This window comes from Mucilaginibacter sp., assembly GCF_036568825.1.
Taxonomy (GTDB): domain Bacteria; phylum Bacteroidota; class Bacteroidia; order Sphingobacteriales; family Sphingobacteriaceae; genus Mucilaginibacter.
Genome location: NZ_DATCRU010000068.1, coordinates 1 through 25592, shown reverse-complemented (window position 1 = coordinate 25592; position 25592 = coordinate 1). Strand labels below are relative to the sequence as shown.

The following is a 25592-nucleotide window of genomic DNA, read 5'->3' as shown; positions in this document are numbered from 1 at the left end:
TATTCTTATTATTTAGTCAGTTTCAGTTTTTGCCAGATGTATTCGCCCACTTTCTTTCCCTGCTCCGCTCCGATCAGCGAACTGTTCTTGAAGTGTATCCCGCCATAGAAACGGCTCATCGCTGTTTCTTCAGCTGCTTTGTTGAACGAGTCGAAGTGCCTCTCCAGGCCAATGTATTTCTTGTCGCTGGTATCCCGGAAAGCAAAGTTATCCCCAAACACATGGGTTAATATCACGGCCGATGCGGCGCTTATGGTGCTATGACCTGCTGTATATTCAGGAAACGGCGGGGTTTGTAGCAGCGGCAGCCAGTTATGATCGATCTTCTCATTGATCACTGTTACCGGTCTTGCTGTGCTGTACTTGTACTTTACTCCCCAGCAGGTAATAAATGATTCAAACAAGGCAACCGAGGTCAGTGCATATGCCTGCGCTGTCTTTACTGCATCGGCATGGCTTTGTTTGCAGGCAATTGCTGCTATACCCATCCAGTGTCCTCCCGGGGTGATCTTTTTATCAGCAAACATCATATGGCCATTGTGTACCACCACAAAAGGATTATCGTCCCAGTAGCTGGCTATGGTTTTTTGTTCAGGGGTCAGCGATTTGTTTTGATCATACACTTCTTTTGACTGTTTAAAAAAAGCGCTGTTCTGATCATCACTGTAAACCGGTGGTGCGGGTGGTGGAAACATCATTGATGAATCAAGCAGCAGGGTATGCATTTGTCCCCAGCAGTATTCTACACCATCCATATAATCCGGTGGGGTTGGACGCCATTTGCCCGGGTCATCGCTTCCCAGGTATTTGGGTTTGCCGCGGGTTTGGGGATAGTCATCCACATTAGCTCTTTTCAGGATCATTTTTCCTATTTTCTCTCCGAAGTTTACTGAACGGTTATAGGTTTCCTCATCCAGATTATCCTTAAAGCGGGAATATACTTTATCCTCGTACTTTTTTAAGGTATCTATTGAGAAAGTCACCTTATGAGCCACAGTAAAGAATGCCTTGGTGGCTGCCAGCGTGTAGTTATACTTTTTACCTTGTTCAGGCTCTGGCGGCGTTCCGAAACCTCTCAATTGTGCCGTGATCGAATTATACTTCGGATCAGCATAACGGATGGCTTCATAAGCTGCCAGCGAGGTATAACCATAAATACGGGCCGCTACCGGCGGGGTGAATACATCATAGATGATCACATTGGTCAGCTGGTCCTCATTCTCATGCAGCACCGCTACATCGTCGATCGGGCCGCTTGGTTTGTGATGGCAGGAAACCATCCCAACAGCCAAAAGTAAAACCAGTGATATTCTAAACAGATACTTCATTTATAAATCGTATTAATTGCCTATACCTGCTCCATCTGACTGCCCTCTTTGAACAGCATACTGTCCAACTTCGGCACCTGTTGTTTGTCCTACCTGAATATCCTGGCGGGTATGGATGCCTCCGACAAGTCTTGAAAGAGATGCCTGTTGCGCCATATCGGTGAATTTCGTACCTCTGTCGGGTAACAGATAAGTTAATACTGTTGCAGCTGCAGAACTGAAGTTCGAGTGTCCTGAAGTATATGACGGGAAGTTTGGCACTCCAGTCAAAGTTTTTACCACGCTATTTACCTGTGACGGACGAGGGTTGAAATAAGCATATTTAGTATCCCAGCACACAATGGCAGCATCCATCTGCGCCATGTTCAATAGCGCAAAGTTTCTGGCCCAGCGTACCTCGCTATAATGTTGCTTTACAAATTCAGATGCAGCAATAGCGTTCCAATGCCCTGTTGGGGTAGAGGTTGCTACGCCATCTGCCCAGAAAGCAACTAATGCTTCATTTGCGCGCGTAGCATGCTGACTATAATACAATACTTCTTTCTGGTCAGCAGCAAATTCAGCAGAACCGGTAGAATGCGGCGGTCCCGGTCTCAATGCAACAACGGTCAACGTGTCGAATAAGAAAGGGGTTACTTTATTAAATAATGGTAGCATTGGAGGCCTTTTAGGCGTTTCAAGGCTTACCCACGGCATTTCACCTTTGGCTGCAGTTTGAGTTTTCAATAATGCCCAATAAGTTGGCGAGCCGCCGGCCGTGCCTGCTTTATCAGCACGAGCCCTTGCAGTGAAAACATTCGCTACTTGTATACCTAATGCTTCCCCTGCATTTAACTCACCGCGGGTATTGGCACCGGCCATAATGCGGTATTGTTTTTCCTCTTCAGCCTTTTGCTCTATATAATCTATTTCAGTCGGAAACATCATCTTCATGATCTGCACTGCCGCACCTTCAACCACTGCATCTTCACTTGGATATGATGGCAGATCAGATTTCGGTATCAATGCCTGTACTCCCGGATCATTTTTATAAGGCGCAGCCCTGTTGTACTGATTTTTATAGTGATAGGCCACAATTAACGCATCATATTCTGCTGCGCTTAAGTAAGCAAATGCACGTGCTGCATACGGTGGGTTTGCAAACGGAAATTCAGGGTAATTAAATGGATTAGTTGAGCTTGGGGCCGGGTAACTGCCGTCGGGATTTTGGTATGGCGGAACATTATGTTTTGCTACCAAATCGCGCATGATCTCGTTCCATCTTAAAACAGCGCCGGCGCTCCAATATTTTATAATGGCACGCTGATCATCAGTTAAACTGCGTTGGTATCCCTTTATTTCGTTCAGATCGGCTACATAAGCCGGGGATGTAGTGGCATCTGGTGCAGCAACTGTAAATGCAGTAGGATCTGTAACCAGTACAGGTTTCCAGGTATCCGCGTTCAGGTCAAGATTTGCTGGAGCCAAAGATGGATATGTATTTACCTGGCTGATGACTTCCTTTCTGCATGATGAAAGCGAAGAAGCGATCACCGCAATTGAAAGGATAGCTGTTATATTTTGTACAATTTTTTTCATCGTCGTTAGTTTTTAAAGCTGTCTTTATCCTGAACCGTTTTCTTTTTTGTAAGACCAAATATGTAAGTGAGACCGCCATGGATCATATTGCTTTGACCTACGTTTCTGCCATTTACCACGTAATCATCGCCGGCTGCAAATTCAAGCCCGTAGAATGATTTTAAACGATATCTTATATTTCCGCCAACGCTGGTCATGTTCATGCGGTTGCTTGGGAAAGGCATATCGTTTTTGCGGATATCAAAACCACCTATCGAAGTACTGATATCGGCAATGCCCTCAACAATCAGATATTTGCTTCGGTAACCGGCCCTGAAGTTATAATCAGACATGTTAGGCAATTCTACCTGGTTACTGTAGATCAGCTCTGTAGTATAATACGAGTTACGGTCGATTGTGATGTTGCTGCGATTCGTGTATGCACCTGAGCCGGTAAAAAATACTTTTCCATAGTTATAATCGAGCACAACCCTTCCTGTTAAATTTTTGCTGTGTGAGCCTAAAGCCAGCGGAAGAAAATCAGCTTCATAGTTGGTTAATGGAATTGACCCGGTAACACTCGCAAATAACGACAAGGTGCCTTTATCGGTCTTTAATTTGTAAGCTCTCCATTTCAGGTTAAGCGAAAGATCCTGTATGCCTTTTTGTTCATGCAACGTTCCGGCTGAAGCGGTGCTGGTAATGTAAGGGACCCCGGCTGTTACAATCAGGTTGTTAGTAATACCGTAAGTAGCCATAAATGAATACATATTGGTAGTTACTTTGCCAATGTTTCCATTATTCCGTTTATAGGTACCTTCCCAATAATTGGTCCAGCTGGATGTGCTGAACATTGGCCCGGCACAGATGTAATTTTTGGGGATCATGATCCCGTCGTTCTCCATTTGAGCTGATGCGTGCTGAATAGACATACCCACACAGGCAGCAATGGCGATGCATTTGTAAAAATGCTTGAGTAAAGGTTTCATCATAATTGATTTATCGATAGTTTAATTAGTTACCAGGTAAATAGGTGATGCAGGGCCAGATGCGAATACCTTGCAGGCTAAACGCAATAGACTAAAGGGAAAAGCGACTGCTTAGGTCAGCCCCGGATAGAATTTTCAGGAAATTTTATGAATGTTCACACGACATCATTGACATGAGGTCATGTTAAATCCCGTTAAGACGCATGATAAATTCGAACACGAGAGAAATTAAGCAAGCTGCTTAGCAAGCGGTATTCGGCGGTTTGCCGGGGGATTCAATATAAGGATTGCTCAGATGAGTTTTCTCTGAACGTGGGGTTATCTTAACCAATTCAGCTAATGGTGAATAATCGCAATTGATGATCTGGTAAAAATGATCATATGACGAAGTGGATTCAGCCTTTTTAGTTGAAGAGTTATTGGGGCCTTTTTTACTTAAAGGAATATCATTCAGGTTTTTGGTCATGATGACATTTGCCTTTGCCAGGTTTGCCTTCACCGTATTTGGTAAACAGATCAGATACAAAGTATCCTTGGTCATCTTCAGGCGAACGTAATTATAATACGCATCTTTTACCTGAACCTGGCCCTGGATGTTAGCATAATCGGTCCAGTCATCCAAAGTTGGCATGTGAACCGGGATTTTTAATTTGATCAGTTTTGATGAATTAGCGCCATTACCATTCAACTGACTAACCAACTGATCGTCAGACCTATTCATGAAATACTGAAACGCCAGCATATAACCCCCTAAGTAAAAAAGGTGCATGCTTAAAAGAAATATGGCGATAAGTTTCTTCAAGAAATTGGTTTATAATGCTGGTGAAAATATAAAAGATTCGTTACAATCCAAAATAAATTTTGTTTTATCAAACATAAAAATCGCAAATGGCCTGTTTATTTGATGTTTTTTGATAATTATTCTGGCGTTCAGGTGTTTATTATACACTAAAATAATTCCAATTGCTCCGGGTTATCCGGATTTTTGTGCTTTGGGACTATCTCTCCAAAATTGGATAGGGTGACACCCAATAATCTTATTTTTTTCCCATCTGGTTCAGTAGCGAGAAGAAGCTTTTTGGCAGCTTCAGCGATAGTTATAAAATCATTTACAGGCTCAGCGACTGAATAATTACGGGTGATCTGCCTGAAATCACTGTACTTTACTTTAAGGGTGATGGTACGTCCCTTTAATTGATAACTCTGCACACGATTAGTAACGGTTTGAGCCAGTTTGTCCAGCTCAACATTCATTTCATCAATCTCGGTCAGGTCATAAGCAAACGTATCCTCTGCTCCTATGGATTTTGTTTCTCGGTTTGGCTGTACTTCCCGATCATCTATTCCCCTGGCAATCTGATAATAAAAACGGCCGGTTTTACCAAAGTGTTTGACCATTTCGTCTTCGGGCAGCTTTTTCAGATCAGCACCCGTAAACAGGCCCATTCGTTTCATCTTATCAGCAGTAACCTTCCCTACTCCAAAGAATTTTTCGACAGGAAGTTTTTCCATAAAGGATTCGACAGATGATGGCCCGATAAAAGTCAATCCATCGGGCTTATTCATGTCCGAAGCAATTTTCGCTACAAACTTGTTGATGGATACTCCAGCGGAAGCAGTTAGTTGCAGTTCGTCCCTGATGGCTTGTTTGATCAATTTGGCAACATCTATAGCAGAACCGATATTTTGTTTATCCTGCGTCACATCCAGGTAAGCTTCATCCAATGACAAAGGCTCGATCAAATCAGTATACCGTCTGAATATCTCCCTGATCTTTTGTGAAACATCTTTATAAACAGCAAATCTCGGCCTGATAAATATAATCTGTGGACAAAGCTGCAAAGCCTTCTTAGATGGCATTGCAGATCGCACACCAAATTTACGTGCTTCGTAACTTGCAGTAGCCACTACCCCACCTCTGCCTTCCGGTGAACCACCCACAGCAATCGCCTTGCCTCTGAGTCCGGGGTTATCCCTTTGCTCAACAGAGGCATAAAAGGCATCCATATCGATATGGATGATCTTGCGGTGAGGTATCGACCTACTCATCATGTCATTTATCTGCCGGATAAAAACCTTTCCACTGATATGGCTCTGGATGAACAAGTTTAAAAATCATTTTATCCTTTTCTGAAAGATTAGAATAGTAAGTGCTGAATTTTATGATCAGCTCCTCACCTTGGCCCATTCTCCAAAACATATCCATTGATTCTATTTGTGGATAAGCTTTCCATGGAGGCAATAATAAATCTGATTGGTAAGTAAAATGTCCATGGTCTTTCAAAAAATCTCTAACTTCCATTAGAGCAAAACCTAATAAGTTCAAGCCACGCCAGCAGTAGGGATTCTCAACGTCCTCATCATCCTTAGATAATCCAATACCCCAAATCTTATCAACAGGGCTTGCTTCTACCAATACCCTGGTGCTTGTATTTTTCAAATATTCAGCATATTCAGGATGTTGATTAAATTTATGAATATTACCTAGCTTAACTATATCGTACCTTTTTTTATTCCAAATAATTTCATCGAATGACAGTACTTGCCGGCCCAGCTCTTTAGCTTCGCCTGGGCTGTTTGATTTGATAATTTTATCATAAGTTCTCAGATCATTAAACAATAAAGCTTTATGTGCCATCATCCAATGTTCAGCGGTTTTATAGGTAACGTTATCAACTGTAAAGGGTAATTCAAACCATTGACTAAAGCAAGATTTCTCGATCTCATTTTTTGAGTTGTTGCGGTGCCCTCAGAAAAACAGGAACTTCAATTCTTGTCCATTTTCCATCTTTTCCAGAAGCCAGTCCAAATTATAATTTGATTTCATCCTAACTCCAATCAAAAGTAACTTCCCTCCCATCCAGTTTCCATTTCGCAGGTTGTGGATTAGTCATCCAGTCCAATGGCTCACCTGTTGGCTGCACTTTGGCTGCTTTGGTAAAGCATTCCTTAATATAAGCTTTTTGTTCCTCACCCAATGCATCCGGTTGGGGCGATATAAACAATGGCGCTCCACTTTCGGCCAGCAATTGCATCCATTGCTTGTTGCGGCTCCAGGAAATGTCTTTTGTTAGTCCAACGCAATCACCATCTGCTGCATAAAAGGCATTATGTTGCGTTATGCGAAAACCTAAAGTATTTACCCCCATTTTACGCGTGCGGTCCCATTCCTTGCCGCTTGTATCGTCGCCTATACGGTTTAACTCAAATACGCCTGCTGACAAATGGCTCATTGTATTACATCCTATTATATACATGTCTCCAGCGGTTTCACGGATTAAGTGATAAAGATGGTTGATAACCTCAGCAGTCGTAAGTGTATTATCATGAAACCTCCAACCGGGAGAAGTTAAGTTATTTTTCATATCTATCCCCCACTTGCCCATAATATCATAAGTAGTGTAGTCATGCTTAACCAGTTTGTAACCCCATTCCCTATAAATGGCGATATTACGTTTTATACGAGCCAGGTTTTCATCGATAGTTGGATCGAGTATCGGCGCTTTCGGGTCATCGCGTCCCGGAATTTTGGGAAGCAACAAACTGGCTTTATCCTTATAGCTGGCGCAAAGCGGCCTTGTCCATAAACCGGGCTGCATACCCAGCTTTTCTATATCAAGAGCCATTTGGTGCATGTCTTTAAACTTATCATTCGGCTTGGAGAAATCATCCATGAAACCGCCATCCCCCGGTAACAATGGCGAATAGGTAGCCCAACCTGCATCAATCACCGAAAATGGCCTGTTATTGGTATCCGGCGCAAGCTCGGTCATTAAAGCTGTTATCTGTTTGATTAAGTCTGCTGAATTATTTCCGTAGGCAAAATACCAGTCGTTAATACCATAGACCGGCTGTTTAGGCAAGCGTGGTTTTGGGCACATCATCCGGCAAAAGCGTTGTGCCGTTGCAAAAGGATTTTCTCCTTCATGGTTTTTCATTGTAACAACTTCAGCTGCATGTAATGTCCTATCTCCCAATTGTACGCCTACGCCACCCGATTGCGTATCCATAGTCAGCTCAAGCTCTTCAGTACCCACATTCCACCAGCAAATGGTATTACAGCCGGTCTTCACGCCAAAACAAGCGGTGTCCTTGCCATCATTTAATAAAACATACCATGGATTTTTATTTGCGGCATTAACGTTCTTCCAGGCCAGATCGCCATACGAGCGTTCATAATGATCACCCAAAACTTTTGTACTATTATCAGTATGATGTTTCCATTTCAATTTAATGGCATTCAACGGCTTACCTGGCGACTGAGCTTCAACTGCCAATGCATTGCCAATTTGTTTTATCGTGACTTGAATGGATCCATGCGTATAGGAGTTTAAACGATGGTTGAGCTTAAACCATTGCTCCCCTGATTTTGCCCATACTTCATCGGGAAGATTTATAATGGATGAATTATCTGAAGCTAAAGAAGTTAACTTGCTGAATAAAATAGATGCGGATGTTAAGGCTGACAGTTTTATAAAATGACGTCTTTCCATAGGATTAAATTGGCGCATGAAAATAGTGATTTAGTGCACCTATTTAAATTTTTCGATCATTCTGTAACACTTTTGCATCTTTTGTTATCTTGCAATTGCAAAGCCTTCCCGGCATACTAAGAACCAATATTGTTTACCTTAATAGAATAATCATGTCATCTGATCGCAGAAAGTTCATCAAACAGTTAGGCAGTACCATCATCCTTACTTCCGCAGGCCTTACTTCATTAGCCGCGCAGGAAGAGCACGAAAGAAGAATCCTCAGAGCTGAAAAACGTATTTCGGCAAATGATAAAATACGCATAGCCACTATCGGCATGGGCATTATGGGTTTTAATGATACAAATGCCGCGCTTCATTCTCAAGGTGTGGAACTGGTAGGTTGCTGCGATTTGTATAAAGGAAGATTGGAAAGAGCGAAAGAAGTCTTCGGGCAAAATATTTTTACAACGAATGATCATCACGCCATTCTCGACAGAAAAGACATTGATGCTGTGATTATTGCAACAAGCGATAACTGGCACAGCCGCATTGCTATAGATGCCATGCGAAAAGGAAAAGCGGTTTACAGCGAAAAACCAATGGTGCATTATCTTAGTGAAGGTTTGGGCGAGATACAGGTTCAGAAGGAAACAAAAGCAGTTTTCCAGGTGGGCAGCCAAAGGGTAAGCAGCCTGGCGTTTAAAAAAGCGAAAGAGTTATACCAGGCGGGAGCAATTGGTAAATTAAACTCGATACAGGCATCCTTTAACCGGCAAAGTGCATTGGGAGCATGGCAATACACCATTCCGCTGGACGCATCTCCGTCTACAGTGGATTGGGACAGGTTCCAGGCGACAGAGCAGAAAAAATACGCCTATGACAGCAACCGCTTCTTCCGCTGGAGAAATTACCGGGAATATGGAACAGGTGTAGCGGGTGATTTATTTGTGCATTTATTATCAGGCATACACTTTATTACTGATTCAAAAGGACCTGACAAAATATACTCGATAGCTGACCTGGCTTACTGGAAAGACGGCCGTAATGTGCCCGATGTGATGACAGCAGTCATTCACTATCCCGAAACAAAAGAACATCCATCCTTCCAGGTATCATTACAGGTGAATTTTATTAGTGGTGAAGGCGAAGTAGGTTATACTCGCATGATTGGTTCCGAGGGTGTGATCGACATTTCTGACGAAAGCGGCTTTACCATTCATAAAAACAAAATGCCGGTAGCTCCTGGTTACGGTGGCTGGGATTCATACGAAACCTACCCATTAGCTATGCAAAAAGCTATTGCCGATGAGTACAATAAAAAATACTCCGACGCAGATAAACAAGCACCAAAAGGTGAAACCATCAGCTATCAATCGCCCGACGGATACAACTCATCCTATGATCATTTCGACAATTTCTTCGACTCGATGCGTACTGGAAAACCTGTTGTAGAAAATGCTGAATTTGGTTTCAGAGCAGCTGCACCGGCCCTGGCGTGTAATGAAAGTTATTTCCAGAATAAGGTCATTCATTGGGACCCGGTCAACATGAAATTGGTCTGAAAGCCTGTAAAATTATCTTTTTAGTTAAAAAACAACAGGTTTAATTTCAAAAATTAATAACTTCGCAACTCATAACAATTGTATCAATATTGTTATGTTTATAAACTAACTTATTGATTATTAATTAGGTAACTTAGTATCGTGGTTATTTTAATTCGTGTTATTACCTATTAATTTATACTAAAGTCCAAAACGCTATGAGCAAACTTGTGCTTATTGATGACGAACCTGTTTTTCATAAGATAGTTCAGATGACCATCAAGAATACGGAGCTATCGAAAGGAACTACTTACTCGTTCGACGGGGAAATTATATTGGACTATCTTGAAGAAAATAAACTGGAACCCCAGTCACTTCCTGATTATATTTTCATTGATTTATATATGCCCATGTTTGACGGCTGGGATTTTCTGAACAGGTTTCAGAAGCTATATAAATCTCTACAGAAAAACATCAAGGTTTATATTGTAAGCTCATCCATTAATCCTGCAGATATCAGCAGGTCAAAGCTATATCCGTTTGTCACCACCTTTATATCCAAACCAATCATGAAGGATGTGTTTGAACAAATCAGTCTGGTCAACTAAATTTTATTAGCCACAACATTCTGAAAATCCTAAAATAAAAACGGGGAGTTATCATATATAGCTCCCCGTTGTATTTTATAATTAATTGTATTACTTAACAGCGATCTTTTTATCTTTTGAAAGATATTCTTTCTTGCCGCTTGCCGATAATACATACTGGCCGCCTTTAGGTCCTAAATAAACCGTTCTGCCGCTGGCATCTTTGCCGATAGCTTTGTCAGCTGATTTATTCGGAACATCAGTAACTGTTTTCTTTGCCTTGTCAGAAGCCGTTTTTGTCTTATCAGCTGCCTGGTCTGCAGTAGTTTTAGCTTTGTCTTTTGCCGCGTCTGCAGTAGCTTTAGATTTATCTACTGCTTTGTCGGTCGTTTCTTTAGCCTTATCCTTTGCTTTATCAGTTGTCGCTTTGGCTTTATCAGCAGCTACTTTTGCCTTTTTGGCCGATTTACTCATTTTAGCCGTATCAATAGTACCGGCGATTGCGCTTGTGCCTATCATCAGCACAGAGAATGTAACGATTACTGCAAATAATTTTTTCATTTTAAATGGTTTTTAATAACTAAATAATAACTGATTAAAATAAGCCTTTAACTTTATCTTCCAGGCCGCCTAAAAGGTCACCTTCCAAAGATGATGATCCGCCTTGCAGAAAAGATTCGATCTTGTCACCTAGTCCCATCGGTAGTTTATCTTTCAGATGGTCAATAATAGTTTCAATTGCACTTTTTGCCTGATCAGGCGAGATACCGGTCCTGTCAGCTACAGTTTGAATTAGTTCTTCCATGATAATAGGGTGTTTGTGATGAATATGTTTATGTATTATTCTATAAATCTAAATAAATTCAAATTGAAAAAGGAAAGATAAATTGGATCATAATAATTAACATATTTTGAAAACATATTTATTATTATTTTGTTTTAATTCCTAATTTATCATCCGTTGTAAAAAATTATTATTTGCCAATCCAAAAAACAAACATCATGGGAAAATTTTCAACCAAAAAAGGAAAGGACGGTCAACACTATTTTAACTTATTGGCGACCAATGGCCAGATCATCCTTTCGAGCGAGGGATATACTACTACAGCAGCAATGCATAATGGGATCGAATCCGTAAAAAAGAATGCTCCTGATGACAAACATTATGATCGCGAAAACTCTAAGAATGGAAAATTCTACTTTAACCTGAAAGCCACAAACGGACAGGTTATCGGAAAAAGCCAGATGTATGAAAGTGAAAGCGGCCGCGATAATGGGATTGAATCTGTAAAAAAGAACGCTCCTGGTGCACCAACCGTAGAGGAAGAATAGTTATTAATTTAATAATAGCAAAAAGGCAGCTCAGCGCTGCTTTTTTTATTTAAGCGCAACTAATACCGCAAACTGCATTACAGCTAAAACACTATCTTAGCTGCGAAAACATTATTAAATGCAGGGAATAAGTTATACAGTTAAGGTTTGGCTTTCCGGTTTACTATTTACCCCCTTCGTTTATATTCTCTTACTCACTTTATTTTCGGGCTTTCATATCCCAACACAAATTGCCCCAATAGTCACCGCTTTTGCTGTACCCTATACATTTCTAATGTCTGTATGGGTAGCGTTGACATTATTTGCAACTATACAGCTATCAGGCAATTCTATATCAATTAAGAGAGTTTTATCCATTACAAGTTTCCTGACATCATTCGCCGCAATGTTAATGATCAATTCGATCAGTGCATTGCAAAGTTATGGCGGCGGTTATCTTTTGGCATTAGCTTATGCAATAAGCACTATTTGTTTTATTTGGCTATATCAACCAGATCTATCTGGGGCTAAATCTCAAAAAACAGCTTCCCGTTCGCTAAAAGATTCCGTTATTTATGGGCTAACAGTATGGCTGTTTACTTTTCTACTCTCCACTCCTGTTTCTGTATTGATATGGATTATTACCAAAGATTTTAAATCAACATCAACTGCAAAAACCATTCAGGATATATTAGAACGATACAATATCCAATTAAGTTCATCAATAGCCTATTTTATAACAGTGGCGCTTAGTACCTTTATTGTTATCAACCTGAACATCACCGAAAACAAAAAGAAGGCAATAATTTTCTTATTTGCCTTCCCTATAAGTTTTCCGGTGTTGTTTTATTATTTGCTATTCAGTGGAGAGATTTATACACACAGTCTGTTTGAATTATTCAGGCTGATCTTTCCTTCAATAATTGTATCTGCACTCAGTATCTGGCTCATCGATATTATTCCCGGAGCAAAAAAGCAAGACTAATTACTCTTTCTCTTCATCTTTATTTCTTTCATGCTCTGCCCTGCTCGCTGCATTTGCGGCACGCGATTCGGCAATATCGTATTCCAGTTCAGGGTCAATATTACTTTCTTCAACTCTTCTTGCCTTTTCCAACAACTCTTCATGATGATCCTGAAGCCATTGCAACTGCTTTTTGCCGTAGGAGAAGCGGGTGAACAGAACAAATAATACCGGAACAATGAAAATAGATATAGTTGATGAGGCTATCATTCCGCCCAAAACGGTGATGCCAATAGTGTTCCTGGATTCCGCTCCGGCACCCGTGGCAAACACCAGCGGCAACACGCCAAAGACGAACGACATAGAAGTCATGATGATCGGTCGGAAACGCAGACGTACCGCTTCGATGGTCGACTGCAGCAGCGGTTCTCCACGGTCAACACGCAGTTTAGCAAATTCAACAATAAGAATGGCGTTTTTAGCCGACAAACCAATCAGTGTTATCAGACCGATCTGCGCGTATACGTTATTGGTGATAGTTGGAGCCATCCATAAAGCTACTATCGCACCAAACGCGCTTATCGGCACTGCCAGCATTACAGAAAATGGCACTGACCAACTTTCGTATAACGCAGCGAGAAACAGGAATACAAAGATGATAGAGAACAGGAATATATAGATAGTAATATTCCCCGCCTTGATCTCCTGGTAGCTTAGGCCCGAAAATTCATAAGTATAACCCCGGGGCAGTACTTTTGCAGCAACTTCTCTTAAAGCATCTAAAGACTGCCCGCTGCTGTATCCCGGCGGAATAGAGCCGTCTACTTCTGCCGAACGGAATATGTTAAAGTGAGATATGGACGTCGCTGTTGCATCTGCTTTATAATTAATCAGGGTGCTTAACGGCAACATTTCTCCGCTCTGGTTGCGCACATAATACCTGTTAATATTGCTGATCAGCGCGCGGTAAGCAGTGTCAGCCTCAATAACAGCATGATAAGTCCGGTTATATAAAGTAAAGTTATTTACAAACAAACTTCCCATAAAGGCCTGCATAGTAGAAAATACATCGGAGATGTTTACGCCAAGTTTTTGACATTTTTCACGGTCGACAGTCACAGTATAACTTGGTGTATGAGCCGTGAAAGAACAAAATGCTGTTGAAGTGGCCGGCATTTTTTTGGCGGCAGCAACAAATTTCTGTACATTTTTTTCAAATGCATGAATGTCATCCGTTGAGTTCCCCTGTTCTATTTGCATTGAAAAACCAGCCGCTATCCCGATCCCCCTTATCGGCGGCGGTTGGATAGCAACAACGGTAGCATTTTTTATACCGGCCTTTGCTACCCGTTTTTTAATGTTGTCCATTATACCCTGCACCGAGGTTTGCGGGGTTGTGCGCTGGTCCCAAGGGGTTAACATGCAAAACATGGTGCCGCTGTTATTACCGCCGCCACCAAGTATGTTAAAGCCTGATGATCCCACAAAGTGCATTATGCCCGGCGTTGAGCCCACTATCTTCATTAGCTTTGCCAGCACATGGTTGGAGGCTGTCGTAGAAGATGCATCAGGCATGGTGTAGGTTACAAACAGTCGGCCACCATCCTCTGAGGGCACGAAACCTGATGGTTTACTCCTGAATAATAACCAGGCGCCCACACAAATGCAAACCAGTAGAATGATGATGTATTTTGCACCCTTTATGCTGCGCCTGACGCCGTTGGCATATTTGCCGTTCAGCTTATCAAACATCCTGTTAAACCGGTCGAAGAAAACACGGTCGAACCACGCTGAAAATTTCCCCGCCCATGTTGTCGGGTTTGACGCATGATGTGAGGGCTTCAGCAAAAGTGTACAAAGTGCCGGCGTTAGCGACAGCGCGGTAAAGGCCGAAAAAATTACCGATATGGCTATGGTTATTGCAAATTGCTGGTAAAGCCTGCCAACTATGCCGGGGATAAAACCAACCGGAACGAATACTGAAGCCAAAATGAGTGCTATGGCAATAACAGGCGCTGAAATTTCCTTCATGGCCTGGTAAGTAGCTTCTTTGGGCGACATATGTTTCTCGTCAATATAATGCTGCACGGCTTCCACCACAATGATGGCGTCATCCACTACTATCCCTATAGCCAATACGAACCCAAACATGGTGAGCGTATTGATAGTAAATCCTAAAGGAATGAAAAAACAGAAGGTCGATAAAATGGATACCGGAATAGCCAATATGGGTATTATCGTAGACCGCCAGTTTTGCAGGAAAAGGAATACCACTGCAGCAACCAATATCAGCGCCTTAACCAATGTGCCTATAACCTCGTCCATTGATACCTGGATAATGGTAACAGATTCAAAAGGAACAATGTATTCAACGTCCGACGGGAATGACTTTTTTAGTTCTGCAAGCTTTGCATAAACATTATCCGCCGTTTGCAGCGCATTACTTCCCGGTGATTGGTAGATCATTAATAGCGAGCAACGATTGCCATCAACAAATGAACCACCTGAGTAGGTGAACTTAGCAAGCTCAACGCGGCCGATATCCTTCAGATAGATCATTTTATTTGTTCCGGGGATGGCCCTTACAATCAACTTTTCATATTGTTCGGGTTTGCTAAGCATGCTGTTTACCAATATGCCGGTTTCAAAAGCCTGCTTTGGGTTTTGTGGTGGCGCACCAACCGATCCGGCAGCAACGTATACGTTTTGACCGCTAAGTGCAGTAGTTATGTCAGATGGCATTAGGTTATACGAAGCCATCTTATCAGGATCGAGCCATATACGCATTGCGAACTGATCAGTACGCGCTGACACATCGCCTACCCCAGGTACACGTAATATTGCGTCCTGGATAAATGTATTGGTATAATTATCCAAAAAGGTGATGTTATGTGTCTTTTTAGGCGAGTAAATAGCAACCAGCATCAACTGATCAGGATTACTGGCACGTACGGTAGCGCCAAGTTTACTTACTACCGACGGCAAAAGAGGGGCCGCAATACCAACGCGGTTTTGCACATTAAGCGCTGCGATCTGTGGGTTGGTGCCAACATCAAATGTTACCCGCAGATTCATATTGCCACTGTTGCTGCTGCTGCTCTGCATGTATTCCATGCCAGGAGTACCATTCACCTGCTCTTCAATTGGAATAGCGGTGGTTTGCTCAACGGTTTGGGCGTCAGCACCGGTATAGCTGGCATTTACGCTTACGCTGGGCGGCGAAATATTGGGATATTGATCGACAGCCAGGTTGAAAATGCATATGATCCCGGATATCATCAAAACAATGGAAATGACGATAGCGGTAACCGGCCGTTTTATGAAGGTATTAGCTATCATGATGCAGCGGGTTTATGCAGATCGCGGGATTTCTGTAATTCAAATTCCAATTCCGGATCTATATTTTGTGCTTCAACTTTTTTAGCTTTCTCCATCAGATCCTTATGATGCGCTTTAAGGTATTCTAATTTCTCTTTACCATAAGCGGCACGTGTTATCAATACGAATAATACCGGAACAACAAAAATGGCAATTGTTGATGCTGCAAACATACCGCCTAATACGGTCATACCAATAGTACGGCGTGCTATAGCACCTGCTCCACTTGCAAAAACCAATGGAAGCACACCCAATATAAAGGCCAGGGAAGTCATGATGATCGGGCGCAAACGAAGGCTTACTGCGTCGAGCGTTGATGCAAGCAAGTCTTCACCACGATCTACCCTGACTTTGGCAAACTCTACGATCAGGATGGCATTCTTTGCTGCAAGACCTATCAGTGTAATCAAACCAATCTGCGCATAAACGTTGTCGGTAAGGGACGGTACTAAATACAGAGCTAAAATAGCCCCGAACGCCCCTATCGGCACCGCAAGCAATACTGAAAACGGAACCGACCAGCTTTCATATAGCGCAGCAAGGAACAAGAAGACGAAAGTGATGGAGAACGCAAATATGTACATCGTTACCGACCCGGCTTTCAATTCCTCATAACTCAATCCCGAAAATTCATAGGTATAACCTTGCGGCAGTTGCTTGGCAGCCAGTTTTTGTAAGGCATCGAGTGCATCGGTGGAGCTGACACCCGGCGGGGATGAGCCATCTATCTCGGCCGAACGGAAAATATTAAAGTGCGAAATAAGCGGAGCCGCCTCAACTGGTTTAAAACTGATCAGTGCGCCCAAAGGCACCATTTTATTATTGGAATTACGCACATAGTACTTCTCCAGATCAGATATTAAAGCCCTGTAAACAGTATCAGCCTGCACTACTACATGGAAAGTACGGTTATAGGTAGTAAAGTCGTTGATATACAAACTGCCGGTAAAGGCTTCGATAGTTGTAAAGACATCAGAAATGCTCACCCCCATCTTCTCGCATTTTTCCCTGTCCACTGTAAGGCTCATATTTGGCGTATGCGCTGTGTAATAGCTGAAAGCCTTGGTTATGGCAGGATTTTTATTAGCAGAATCAACAAAACGGTTGACTACACGCTCAAAGTCCTGCAAATTATCATTAGTGCTTCGCTGCTCTATCTGCATACTAAAACCAACGGTTGAACCGACACCAGGAAGCGGCGACGGCTGTATTACCTGAACCGAAGCATTGGTGACGCCGGCGTCGGCTATACGTTTTTGCATAACCTTAATGATCCCCGGCACTTTCTGATCTTCGCCCGAGCGTTCGTCCCAGGGTTTCAACTGCACGTAAATAGTACCGTTGTTGGAATTGGTAGCGTTAGTTACCACGTTAAGTCCCGACAGCGCAGCATAGTGGCCAACACCGGGCGTACTGGCAACTACTTTCATAAGTTTAGACATTATATCTACCGACTGGGCCGTTGATGACGCAGGTGGTAATTGGTAGGTCACATATAAATTGCCGTCATCTTCTGAAGGAATAAAGCCCGTTGGCTTCTCTTTGAAGAGAAAGATGGCACCTATACAAACACAAAGCAGCAGGATAACGATATATCGCGACCCTTTTATACTGCGACGAACACCTTCTGTATATTTAGCTGTGATCCTGTCGAACCATTCATTGAATTTGGTGAACCATTTGGTCAATCCTTTATTTTTCGCGCTTTCGTCTGTCGGTTTTAGCAACAGTGTACATAGTGCAGGTGTTAACGAAAGTGCTATGAAAGCCGAGATAATTACCGAAATAGCAATGGTAATAGCAAATTGCTGGTACAGCCTGCCCACAATGCCGGGAATAAACCCAACCGGCACGAATACCGCTGCAAGAATAAGTGCGATGGCTACAACCGGTGCTGAAATATCCTTCATGGCCTGGTAGGTAGCTTCCTTAGGCGACATCTTATCGTGGTCGATATAATGCTGCACTGCTTCCACCACGATGATAGCATCATCCACCACAATACCAATAGCCAATACGAAACCAAACATGGTTAATGTATTAATGGTGAAACCAAGCGGAATGAAAAAGCAGAACGTACCAAAAATAGATACTGGTATAGCAAGGATAGGAATAAGCGTCGATCTAAAAGTTTGAAGGAAGAGGAACACCACGATAGCCACCAGTCCAAGCGTCATTAATAAGGTGTAAACCACATCCGTCATCGACACTTTTACCACAGTCACAGACTCAAACGGAACGCTGTACGCTACATCAGTAGGAAATGTTTGTTTCAGTTTGGCAAGCTCTGCATAAACACCGTTTGCTGTTTCGAGTGCATTGCTGCCAGGTGCCTGGTATATCTGCAGATACGATGCCCTATGACCGTCAACAAATGAATTGCTTGAGAAAGTGAATTTACCCAATTCTACACGGGCAACATCTTTCAGGTAAACTAGTTCGCCTTTTGATGGGTTATTTTTTACAATGATGTTTTCAAATTCAGGAACAGTACTTAAACGACCATTCACTAAAATACCAAGCTCGTAGGTTTGTGTTGGCGCTTGTGGCGGCAAACCTGCGGTACCCGCGGCCACCTGTACGTTCTGGGCGGTAAGTGCGCTGATAATATCCTGCGGCTCAATGCTGTGAGCAGCCATTTTTTGCGGATTCATCCAGATACGCATACTAAAATCGTCAGTAAAACGGCTTATGGTACCTACACCCGGTACACGTAAAAGCGCATCCTGAACGAAAATATTAGTATAGTTATCGAGAAAAGTAATGTTATGAGAATCCTTAGGTGCATATATAGCAACCATCATTAGCATGCTGGGGTTAACTGCACGCACGGTAAGCCCCAAACGGCTGGCCGCTGACGGCAGTAACGGTGTGGCAATACTCACGCGGTTTTGCACGTCAAGCGCAGCAACGTCTATATTAGTGCCTATTTTGAAAGTGACATTAAGCTGCATAGCGCCATTATTGGTGCTGTTACTCTGCATATATTCCATACCCGGCGAACCATTTACCTGCTCTTCAATAGGCGTTGCTACAGTTTGCTCTACGGTTTGGGCATCGGCGCCAATGAACTGTCCGTTCACCTGCACAACAGGCGGAGTAATATCAGGGTATTGGTCAATAGGCAGCAGTAAAATACTGACCGTACCGGTAATTACCAGTACAATGGAAATTACTATTGCAGTTACTGGCCGCTTTATAAAGGTATTAGCAATCATTCTTTTTAAAGTTTAACGTTTGGAGTCTGACGTCCTCGACTTTAATTTTAAGTTCTGGCTTATGATTTAAAATCACCCGCCCCGTTTGCCTCCGCCCGGGCCTACTTTATTTGCCGTTGTAATACGGGCGCCATCGTGCAATGATTGTAAACCATCTACAACTATTCTGTCGCCGGCCTCAATGCCGCTTTTAATAATAATATCAGGTCCTATTACCTGCCCGGTCTTGACCTTTTTTTGTACCGCAATCAACTTGGGTTTATTTGCATCTGCTGCTGCTTTTTGATCCATTTTTTTCAGGCTATCAGCACTTACTTTCATCACTGTATCTTTTGCAACGTATACGAAATATTCACCCATTTGCTCAATAACAGCTTTGTTTGGTATTACCAATTGCGGCCCAACGTCCTGATTATGCACACGTACCACACAACTCATACCTGCTCTTAAAGCAAACTTAGGGTTATCAAAAACCAGCCTTACGCGGATGGAACCGGTTTGCGGATCAACAGCCCTGTCTATAATAGAAAGCTTGCCTAAATGATCATAAAGCGAATTATCAGGCAATAAAAGGGTAAACAGAGAGTCAATCTTTACTTTTTCACGCTGTAATTTCTCGAACAAAGGCAAATTTTTCTCATTGATGATAAAATCAACCGCCATTGGATCATCAGTAGAAAGGGTATCCAGTGTGGTTGCCATCGGAGTAACAACTTCGCCCATCCTAACCTGGCTTATACCTATGGTGCCGGTAAACGGTGCATAGATTGTAGCGTAGGTTAAATTGGTTTTGGCTGTTTTTACCGCCTGCTCTGAGGCCTGTACAGTGCTCTTAGCCTGTGCTAAAGCAACCACGGCATGATCATACTGCTGTTTGGCTACAGCGTTGTATTTGTTAAGATAATCATAACGGTCAGCATCCTGCTGCGCCTGAACCAAGCCGCTTTTAGATACGTCTAAGTTGGCGACCGCCTGGTCATAAGCCGCTTTGTATATACGTTCGTCAATCTCGTACAATTTTTGCCCTTTTTGCACTTTCGTACCCTCAGTAAAAAATATACCAGTAACAGCGCCGGATACCTGCGATAATAAATTCACCTGGTTTAACGCACGCGTAGTTGCGGGATATTTGTCGTAATACAACACGGGCCTTGGTGTAAGTTTCATTAAATTAACAGGCACCTCGGTATTCTGGGGAGGTTGTTTCTTTTTACAAGCGCCTAAGATCAGGCAGCTAACAAGAATTGTGCTTAACAATACTCTATTCATAGAGGGGGTTTGGTTATAATGCATTAGTACGTAATATTTCCCATTGCTTTTTGCAGGTCGATCTTATTAGACATTACCTGGAACAAAGCATTTAAATAACTTATTTCTGATGATATTAAATTAGATTCGGCGGTGATCACATTCAGGTACGGAACGATACCCTGTTTGTATTGAAGCGTTACTACAAAGTAAACACGTCGTGCCATGTTCACGTTCTTTTGCAAAAGCTGCAGGTTATAAAAGTTTCCTTTATAGGCACCTAAAGCCGTCGTGTATTCCTTATATATCTCTGATTTTAGATCGACTGTGTTCCAGTCAATTATTTTCTGCTCCAATCGCGCCTTTTTCAGGTTATTTGTACGATAAAATCCGGTAAAAATCGGGATACTGAAAGATACACCTACTAACTGGTTTGGATACGATTTGCTAAATAGTTGAGAGAATTGGCTATTCTCATAAGCCAGGTTATAGTTATAAAAAGCTGAAAGCGTAGGCAGGAATGAATATTTATAATAATGTATTGTTTCATCCTGCAGATCATGAGCGGTTTTTATCTGCTGATACTCAATCCGTTTTTCATACTGCAGTTGCTGTAAGGTATCGATATGAATATTTTGCTGCATCTCGGTAGTATCAAAGCTTACATTGAATTGCTTATCCGGCGGATAGCCCATCAACTGTTTTAATGCAGCATATTGCGGTATTACATTTTCATTAGCTTGCTTCAATTGCGCCATTGAATTATTCAGGGTGATGCTGGCTTCCTCGTAATCCGTTTCGTCTACTATACCACCTTTATATTGATGATAAGCATCGCGCAGGCTTTTTCCCAAACGCGCTGTATCTTCTTTTAAAACATTGATCTGTTCTAAGGTAAGAAGCACATTATAAAACGATTTGCTTACTGACGAAACCAGGAAAATTTTAGTGCTATCAGTAACCTGTTGCGCTTGTTTGATATATAAGTTAGCACTCCGCGCTGCATACAATAAACTTGGGCTAAATATGGCCTGTGAAACTGAAACTCCGGGAATAAATGTATTCCGGTTAACTGAACTGCCTGAGCTGCTTATGGCTGAGGAAGAGCCGCTGGATGACGTTTGAATATAATGGTTCAATGTCCCCTGGGCGCTTACTTGTGGGAGCCAGCCTGATAAGCTGATAGCGTTGGTGGTTTTAGCCACATCGACATTTATCAATGCTTTGTTGATACCCGGCTGATGTTGCATCGCATAATCAATACATTGCCGTAAGGTTAGTGATTCAGCTCCGGTTCCGGCGCTGTCTTTTACCACTACCGGCATTAATAAATTGTTTTTGCTTGTATCCGGAGCGGTTACTGGCGGGGCTATTGGGCTGGTTGTTGTCTTTTGCGCATTGGATATAGTTGCAGCAAAAGATAAAACCAGGGTAAATAATAGCAATCGGGTCCGGTTCTTGTTGAAAGTGAACTTTTTCATATTTAAAAACCCACCGGCTATTTTACAGAATTAATTCTCATAAAATATGTATTGATAAAAGTAATAATATTATAATAACCTTAAGATTAACATTACAATATCACTGATACCATCACAGGCCAGATGTGTTTTGCAAAAATGGAAAAAAACATATATTGATCAGGTAACAATTCTGTTAACGTATTATAATAAGATTAGAAGATATAGTATTGTTACGCAATACATCTGTGTCTTAAAATCAATCTGCGACATGTAAAAATGCGCCAATATTCTTTAAATCTGAATATGCCGAAAGCAATTGGTAAATTGACCGCATGAATTTTGCTGATCGTGTTATCCGATTCAACCGGGAATTAACCTATACCGGTGATCCCCTTCCTAAAGGCATTCGCATTATGAACCCTTTCAGAGAACACGAAAATGTAATGGGTATTGTTGAAGCATTTTATCACAAGTATTATAATGATAACAATCAACGGCATATCATTCTGGGTATTAATCCGGGCAGATTTGGTGCAGGTTTAACTGGCATTCCTTTTACTGACACCAAACGGCTCGTAAGTGAGTGCCATATACCTTATACAGGTAAAGCATCGCATGAGCCTTCATCCGTATTTATTTATGAAATGATCAATGCGTATGGCGGTCCCGAAGCCTTTTATAACGATTTCTACATTAACTCGCCTTGTCCGCTTGGATTTACGTCAACAGATTCAAAAGGCAAAGAAACCAACTACAATTATTACGACAGCAAAGAACTGACCAACGCTGTTTTATCTTTTATGATCGAAAATATTCACAAACAAATTGATTTAGGCATCAAAACCGATATCTGCTTTTGTTTTGGAACGGGTAAAAATGAAAAGTTCCTGAAGAAATTAAATGATGAACATAAGTTCTTTGGGAAGATCATAGCGCTGGAACATCCTCGATTTATTATGCAGTACAAAACTGTGTCGAAGCAATTTTACATAGATAAATATCTGGCGGCTTTCAGAAGCGTACTGGGATAAGTTATAATTTATCTATCCGCACCCATTTCATTCCAGCAGCATCAGCGGCTACAGTTCCTGCTTCGCCGTCTTCAAATACAAGGCAATCTTCAGGCTTTACTTTTAATAATTCCGCAGCTTTTAAAAACGGATCAGGATGTGGTTTACCGTGTTCTGTTTCTCCAGCGCATACCATCACCTCGACCAGCCCATATATGCCAAGTACTTTCAAGGTTTTCTCAACCGCAGGGCGTTTGCTTCCCGACACGACACCGATCTTCACCTTTTGTGCATGAGCTTTCAGATGTTCCACTACATGCACCACAGGAAGCGTATTCTCAATATAATGATCAAGAAACAGTTTATATTTCAGATCCACAAACTCTTGAGGATCAAATGAAGTGCTATATCGTTTATTGATCTCCTCGATCACTTTGATGACTGGCCAGCCTGCAAGCTCATCGATAATGTCCCCTTCAATCTTGTGGCCCTTATCAGCTGCAACTTGTATGTAGGTTTCCTTGTGTGCGCCCATGTTATCGGCAAGGGTGCCGTCACAATCATACAAATAAGCTTTGTAGCCCCGGCTAAAGTTCGTTAATTTTTCAAGTTTGGTGTTGATTTCGTTAAAAGAGGCTGTCATATCGGCCGCAAATATAGCGTTCGCACACTTTATTCTAAGAAGCCGATAATATAACCGTCTGGATCAGATATATAAAACTCCTTCCCATAAGGCACGCTTCGCAATGGTTGAATAATTTCAATTGTGTTGGCCGATATCTCGTTATACAGAGCTTTAATATTATCCACCGAAAAAACCAGGTCGAGGTGTTCGTTATCTTTCCTGTTTTTTCGTTCTTCAACCGAAGGCTCGCCTGATTTAAGGTGGATAGTGTAACCATCTTTAGAAACCCCTGCATAAAAGTCTTCATAATTAAATTCAAGCGAGAAGCCCAGTTTTACTGTATAGAATTTAATGGAACGCTTTATATCCGCCACAATTAATTGCGGACTCATTCCTTTAAGTATGAAGCTTGAAATGACATCCATGGTTAGTTAATTACAGTTACAATATAACAAAGCTTGTTGAAAATTGAGGTATTACATTAAGTTGATTTAACGGCACGAGTTTAAACCCGTGCCGGTTTGTGGGCATTTATTTAGCCAAATAGGTCATACCGCCATCGACAAGAAGTTCCGAACCGAGTAAAAACGAAGAATCATCTGAAGCCAGGAAAACCGCTGTTTTACCAATGTCAGCCGGCTGCCCGATTCTGCCTATCGGCATTACACCGGCAAAGTGTTGTTTTACAGCTTCAATTTGTTCTGCAGGAACAAACTTGTCAAATGCCGGTGTATCCGTTGTACCTGGTGTTATTACATTTGCCCTGATCTTTCTGTCTAAAAGATCATTTGAAAACGCTTTTGCAAAAAAGATCACCGCCGCTTTTGCAGCACCATAAAGACCAAACGAAGGGTACGCCCGATGTGCCGCATTTGACCCGATCAAAATGATGGAGCCACCATCATTCATATAAGGCAGTGCTTTATTGACAGTGAAGTAAACACTCTTAAGGTTTAAGTTCATTGTCTTGTCATAGCCTGCTTCGCTCATATTAGCCACTGTACCGGTAGTTCCGGCACCTGCATTTGCTACAACCACATCTATTTTACCAAATTTTACAGCTGTTTCTTTAAACACTCTTTCCAGATCGGCAAGATTGGTTACATCGGCATTAATGGCTATAAAACCATCGCCGAGCTGAGCCACAGAATTAGCTAAGGTTTCCTGATTTCTGCCGATAATGGCTCCGACAGCGCCTTCCTTTTTAAATGCTTCTGCAATACCAAATCCGATGCCGCTATTGCCGCCTGTAATTACGGCGACTTTGTTTTTTAATTTACTCATGATTTTTATATTTAATATCCTTATTCAAAATTCAAAGATGCACCCGTGTAACGGGCTGTATCTTGACATAAGTCATTAAATACTCTTGATAAAAATCAATCTATTTTAGGGAGTTTTTCCTGATCCTGCTCAAAGTTTCGGGAGATAAACCCAGATAAGAGGCGATCATGTTTTGCGGAAACCGCTGCAGAAAATGCGGATAATCATTGACCAGTTCCCGGTAACGTTCTTTGCCTGAGTAGCTGATAGCTGACTGCATCCGTTTTTGGGCTGCGATGGTGTTATTTTGGCTGATTACGTTTTGCATCGCTGAAAAAGCAGGGATGGGCTTTATAAATTCCTCAACCTGGGCATTCGTTATTTGTAGAATTTCCATATCTTCCAGCGCCTCTATATTAAAACGGCTTGGCGTTAACTGGTAAAAACTTTCAAAATCGGCCAGCCACCAATTTTCGACACTTAATTTCAAAATGTGTTCGTGCCCTTTTTCATCTACCGTAAACGTCCTGGCTGCCCCTTTCACAATGAAACCAGTATATTTACATACATCCCCTTCTTGTAAAAAGTATTGTCGCTTTCTGAGTTTTTTTGGTTTGAAGTGCGCCATAAACACC

Annotated in this window: 22 protein-coding genes; 5 read left to right on the top strand and 17 right to left on the bottom strand. The window is 42.0% G+C overall.

From position 1 onward, the window contains the following. Nucleotides 1–8: 8 nt before the first annotated feature. From VIM89_RS14620 to VIM89_RS14590, 7 genes are all read right to left on the bottom strand, one after another. Nucleotides 9–1328 carry a vanadium-dependent haloperoxidase gene (locus VIM89_RS14620; RefSeq protein WP_488156909.1) on the bottom strand — a complete coding sequence of 440 codons (1320 nt, stop codon included), beginning with the start codon at nucleotides 1326–1328 and terminating at the stop codon, nucleotides 9–11. 12 nt (nucleotides 1329–1340) lie between these two features. Further along, nucleotides 1341–2906: a phosphatase PAP2 family protein gene (locus VIM89_RS14615; RefSeq protein WP_488156908.1), complete on the bottom strand. Its 1566-nt coding sequence runs from the start codon at nucleotides 2904–2906 to the stop codon at nucleotides 1341–1343. Nucleotides 2907–2911: 5 nt separating this feature from the next. Further along, nucleotides 2912–3877, bottom strand: coding sequence for a hypothetical protein (locus tag VIM89_RS14610; protein WP_488156907.1), 966 nt, complete (start codon nucleotides 3875–3877; stop codon nucleotides 2912–2914). A gap of 238 nt (nucleotides 3878–4115) precedes the next feature. Continuing rightward, nucleotides 4116–4676, bottom strand: a complete 561-nt coding sequence (locus tag VIM89_RS14605) for a hypothetical protein (RefSeq protein WP_488156906.1) — start codon at nucleotides 4674–4676, stop codon at nucleotides 4116–4118. A 146-nt stretch (nucleotides 4677–4822) separates the two neighbouring features. Continuing rightward, on the bottom strand, nucleotides 4823–5926 hold the full coding sequence (gene dinB, locus VIM89_RS14600) for a DNA polymerase IV (RefSeq protein WP_488156905.1): 1104 nt from the start codon (nucleotides 5924–5926) through the stop codon (nucleotides 4823–4825). 1 nt (nucleotide 5927) lies between these two features. Beyond that, entirely contained in the window at nucleotides 5928–6596 is a 669-nt protein-coding gene (gene ybiA, locus VIM89_RS14595; protein WP_488157071.1) for a riboflavin biosynthesis intermediates N-glycosidase, read from the bottom strand. Nucleotides 6597–6702: 106 nt separating this feature from the next. Next, nucleotides 6703–8367, bottom strand: a complete 1665-nt coding sequence (locus VIM89_RS14590) for an alpha-amylase family protein (RefSeq protein WP_488156904.1) — start codon at nucleotides 8365–8367, stop codon at nucleotides 6703–6705. Nucleotides 8368–8519: 152 nt separating this feature from the next. Here VIM89_RS14590 and VIM89_RS14585 point away from each other — a divergent pair, with 152 nt between their 5' ends. Both VIM89_RS14585 and VIM89_RS14580 read left to right on the top strand, forming a co-directional pair. Further along, a complete protein-coding gene (locus VIM89_RS14585; protein ID WP_488156903.1) occupies nucleotides 8520–9911 on the top strand; it encodes a Gfo/Idh/MocA family protein in 1392 nt (463 codons plus the stop codon). Nucleotides 9912–10108: 197 nt separating this feature from the next. Then, nucleotides 10109–10498 carry a response regulator gene (locus VIM89_RS14580; RefSeq protein ID WP_488156902.1) on the top strand — a complete coding sequence of 130 codons (390 nt, stop codon included), beginning with the start codon at nucleotides 10109–10111 and terminating at the stop codon, nucleotides 10496–10498. A gap of 90 nt (nucleotides 10499–10588) precedes the next feature. Here the strand turns inward: VIM89_RS14580 and VIM89_RS14575 are convergent, their stop codons facing one another. Both VIM89_RS14575 and VIM89_RS14570 read right to left on the bottom strand, forming a co-directional pair. Then, nucleotides 10589–11038, bottom strand: a complete 450-nt coding sequence (locus tag VIM89_RS14575; protein ID WP_488156901.1) for a hypothetical protein — start codon at nucleotides 11036–11038, stop codon at nucleotides 10589–10591. Between the two features lie 34 nt (nucleotides 11039–11072). After that, entirely contained in the window at nucleotides 11073–11282 is a 210-nt protein-coding gene (locus VIM89_RS14570) for a hypothetical protein (RefSeq protein ID WP_488156900.1), read from the bottom strand. Nucleotides 11283–11479: 197 nt separating this feature from the next. Between VIM89_RS14570 and VIM89_RS14565 the strand changes: the two genes are divergently transcribed. Continuing rightward, nucleotides 11480–11809 (top strand): YegP family protein, encoded by a 330-nt coding sequence (locus VIM89_RS14565; RefSeq protein ID WP_488156899.1) that lies wholly within the window; start codon nucleotides 11480–11482, stop codon nucleotides 11807–11809. Nucleotides 11810–12083: 274 nt separating this feature from the next. After that, nucleotides 12084–12773, top strand: coding sequence for a hypothetical protein (locus VIM89_RS14560; protein WP_488156898.1), 690 nt, complete (start codon nucleotides 12084–12086; stop codon nucleotides 12771–12773). Here VIM89_RS14560 and VIM89_RS14555 read toward each other — a convergent pair whose 3' ends face one another. The 4 genes from VIM89_RS14555 to VIM89_RS14540 form a co-directional block, all read right to left on the bottom strand. Continuing rightward, a complete protein-coding gene (locus VIM89_RS14555; RefSeq protein WP_488156897.1) occupies nucleotides 12774–16091 on the bottom strand; it encodes an efflux RND transporter permease subunit in 3318 nt (1105 codons plus the stop codon). Further along, nucleotides 16088–19348 (bottom strand): efflux RND transporter permease subunit, encoded by a 3261-nt coding sequence (locus VIM89_RS14550; protein WP_488156896.1) that lies wholly within the window; start codon nucleotides 19346–19348, stop codon nucleotides 16088–16090. Before VIM89_RS14550 ends, VIM89_RS14555 begins: the two co-directional genes overlap by 4 nt. Nucleotides 19349–19420: 72 nt before the next feature. Further along, nucleotides 19421–20617 (bottom strand): efflux RND transporter periplasmic adaptor subunit, encoded by a 1197-nt coding sequence (locus tag VIM89_RS14545; protein WP_488156895.1) that lies wholly within the window; start codon nucleotides 20615–20617, stop codon nucleotides 19421–19423. Between the two features lie 23 nt (nucleotides 20618–20640). Further along, nucleotides 20641–22077, bottom strand: a complete 1437-nt coding sequence (locus VIM89_RS14540) for a TolC family protein (RefSeq protein WP_488156894.1) — start codon at nucleotides 22075–22077, stop codon at nucleotides 20641–20643. Nucleotides 22078–22391: 314 nt separating this feature from the next. Between VIM89_RS14540 and VIM89_RS14535 the strand changes: the two genes are divergently transcribed. Further along, complete coding sequence (locus VIM89_RS14535) at nucleotides 22392–23090, top strand: SMUG2 DNA glycosylase family protein (protein ID WP_488156893.1); 699 nt, start codon at nucleotides 22392–22394, stop codon at nucleotides 23088–23090. 1 nt (nucleotide 23091) lies between these two features. On the opposite strand, the gene VIM89_RS14530 is transcribed toward VIM89_RS14535, so the two are convergent. The 4 genes from VIM89_RS14530 to VIM89_RS14515 form a co-directional block, all read right to left on the bottom strand. After that, nucleotides 23092–23712, bottom strand: coding sequence for an HAD family hydrolase (locus VIM89_RS14530; protein WP_488156892.1), 621 nt, complete (start codon nucleotides 23710–23712; stop codon nucleotides 23092–23094). Between the two features lie 29 nt (nucleotides 23713–23741). Beyond that, nucleotides 23742–24119 carry a VOC family protein gene (locus tag VIM89_RS14525; protein ID WP_488156891.1) on the bottom strand — a complete coding sequence of 126 codons (378 nt, stop codon included), beginning with the start codon at nucleotides 24117–24119 and terminating at the stop codon, nucleotides 23742–23744. Between the two features lie 106 nt (nucleotides 24120–24225). Continuing rightward, nucleotides 24226–24978: an SDR family NAD(P)-dependent oxidoreductase gene (locus VIM89_RS14520; RefSeq protein WP_488156890.1), complete on the bottom strand. Its 753-nt coding sequence runs from the start codon at nucleotides 24976–24978 to the stop codon at nucleotides 24226–24228. A gap of 100 nt (nucleotides 24979–25078) precedes the next feature. Next, a partial coding sequence (locus VIM89_RS14515) for a Crp/Fnr family transcriptional regulator (RefSeq protein WP_488156889.1) occupies nucleotides 25079–25592 on the bottom strand: 514 nt, incomplete at its 5' end.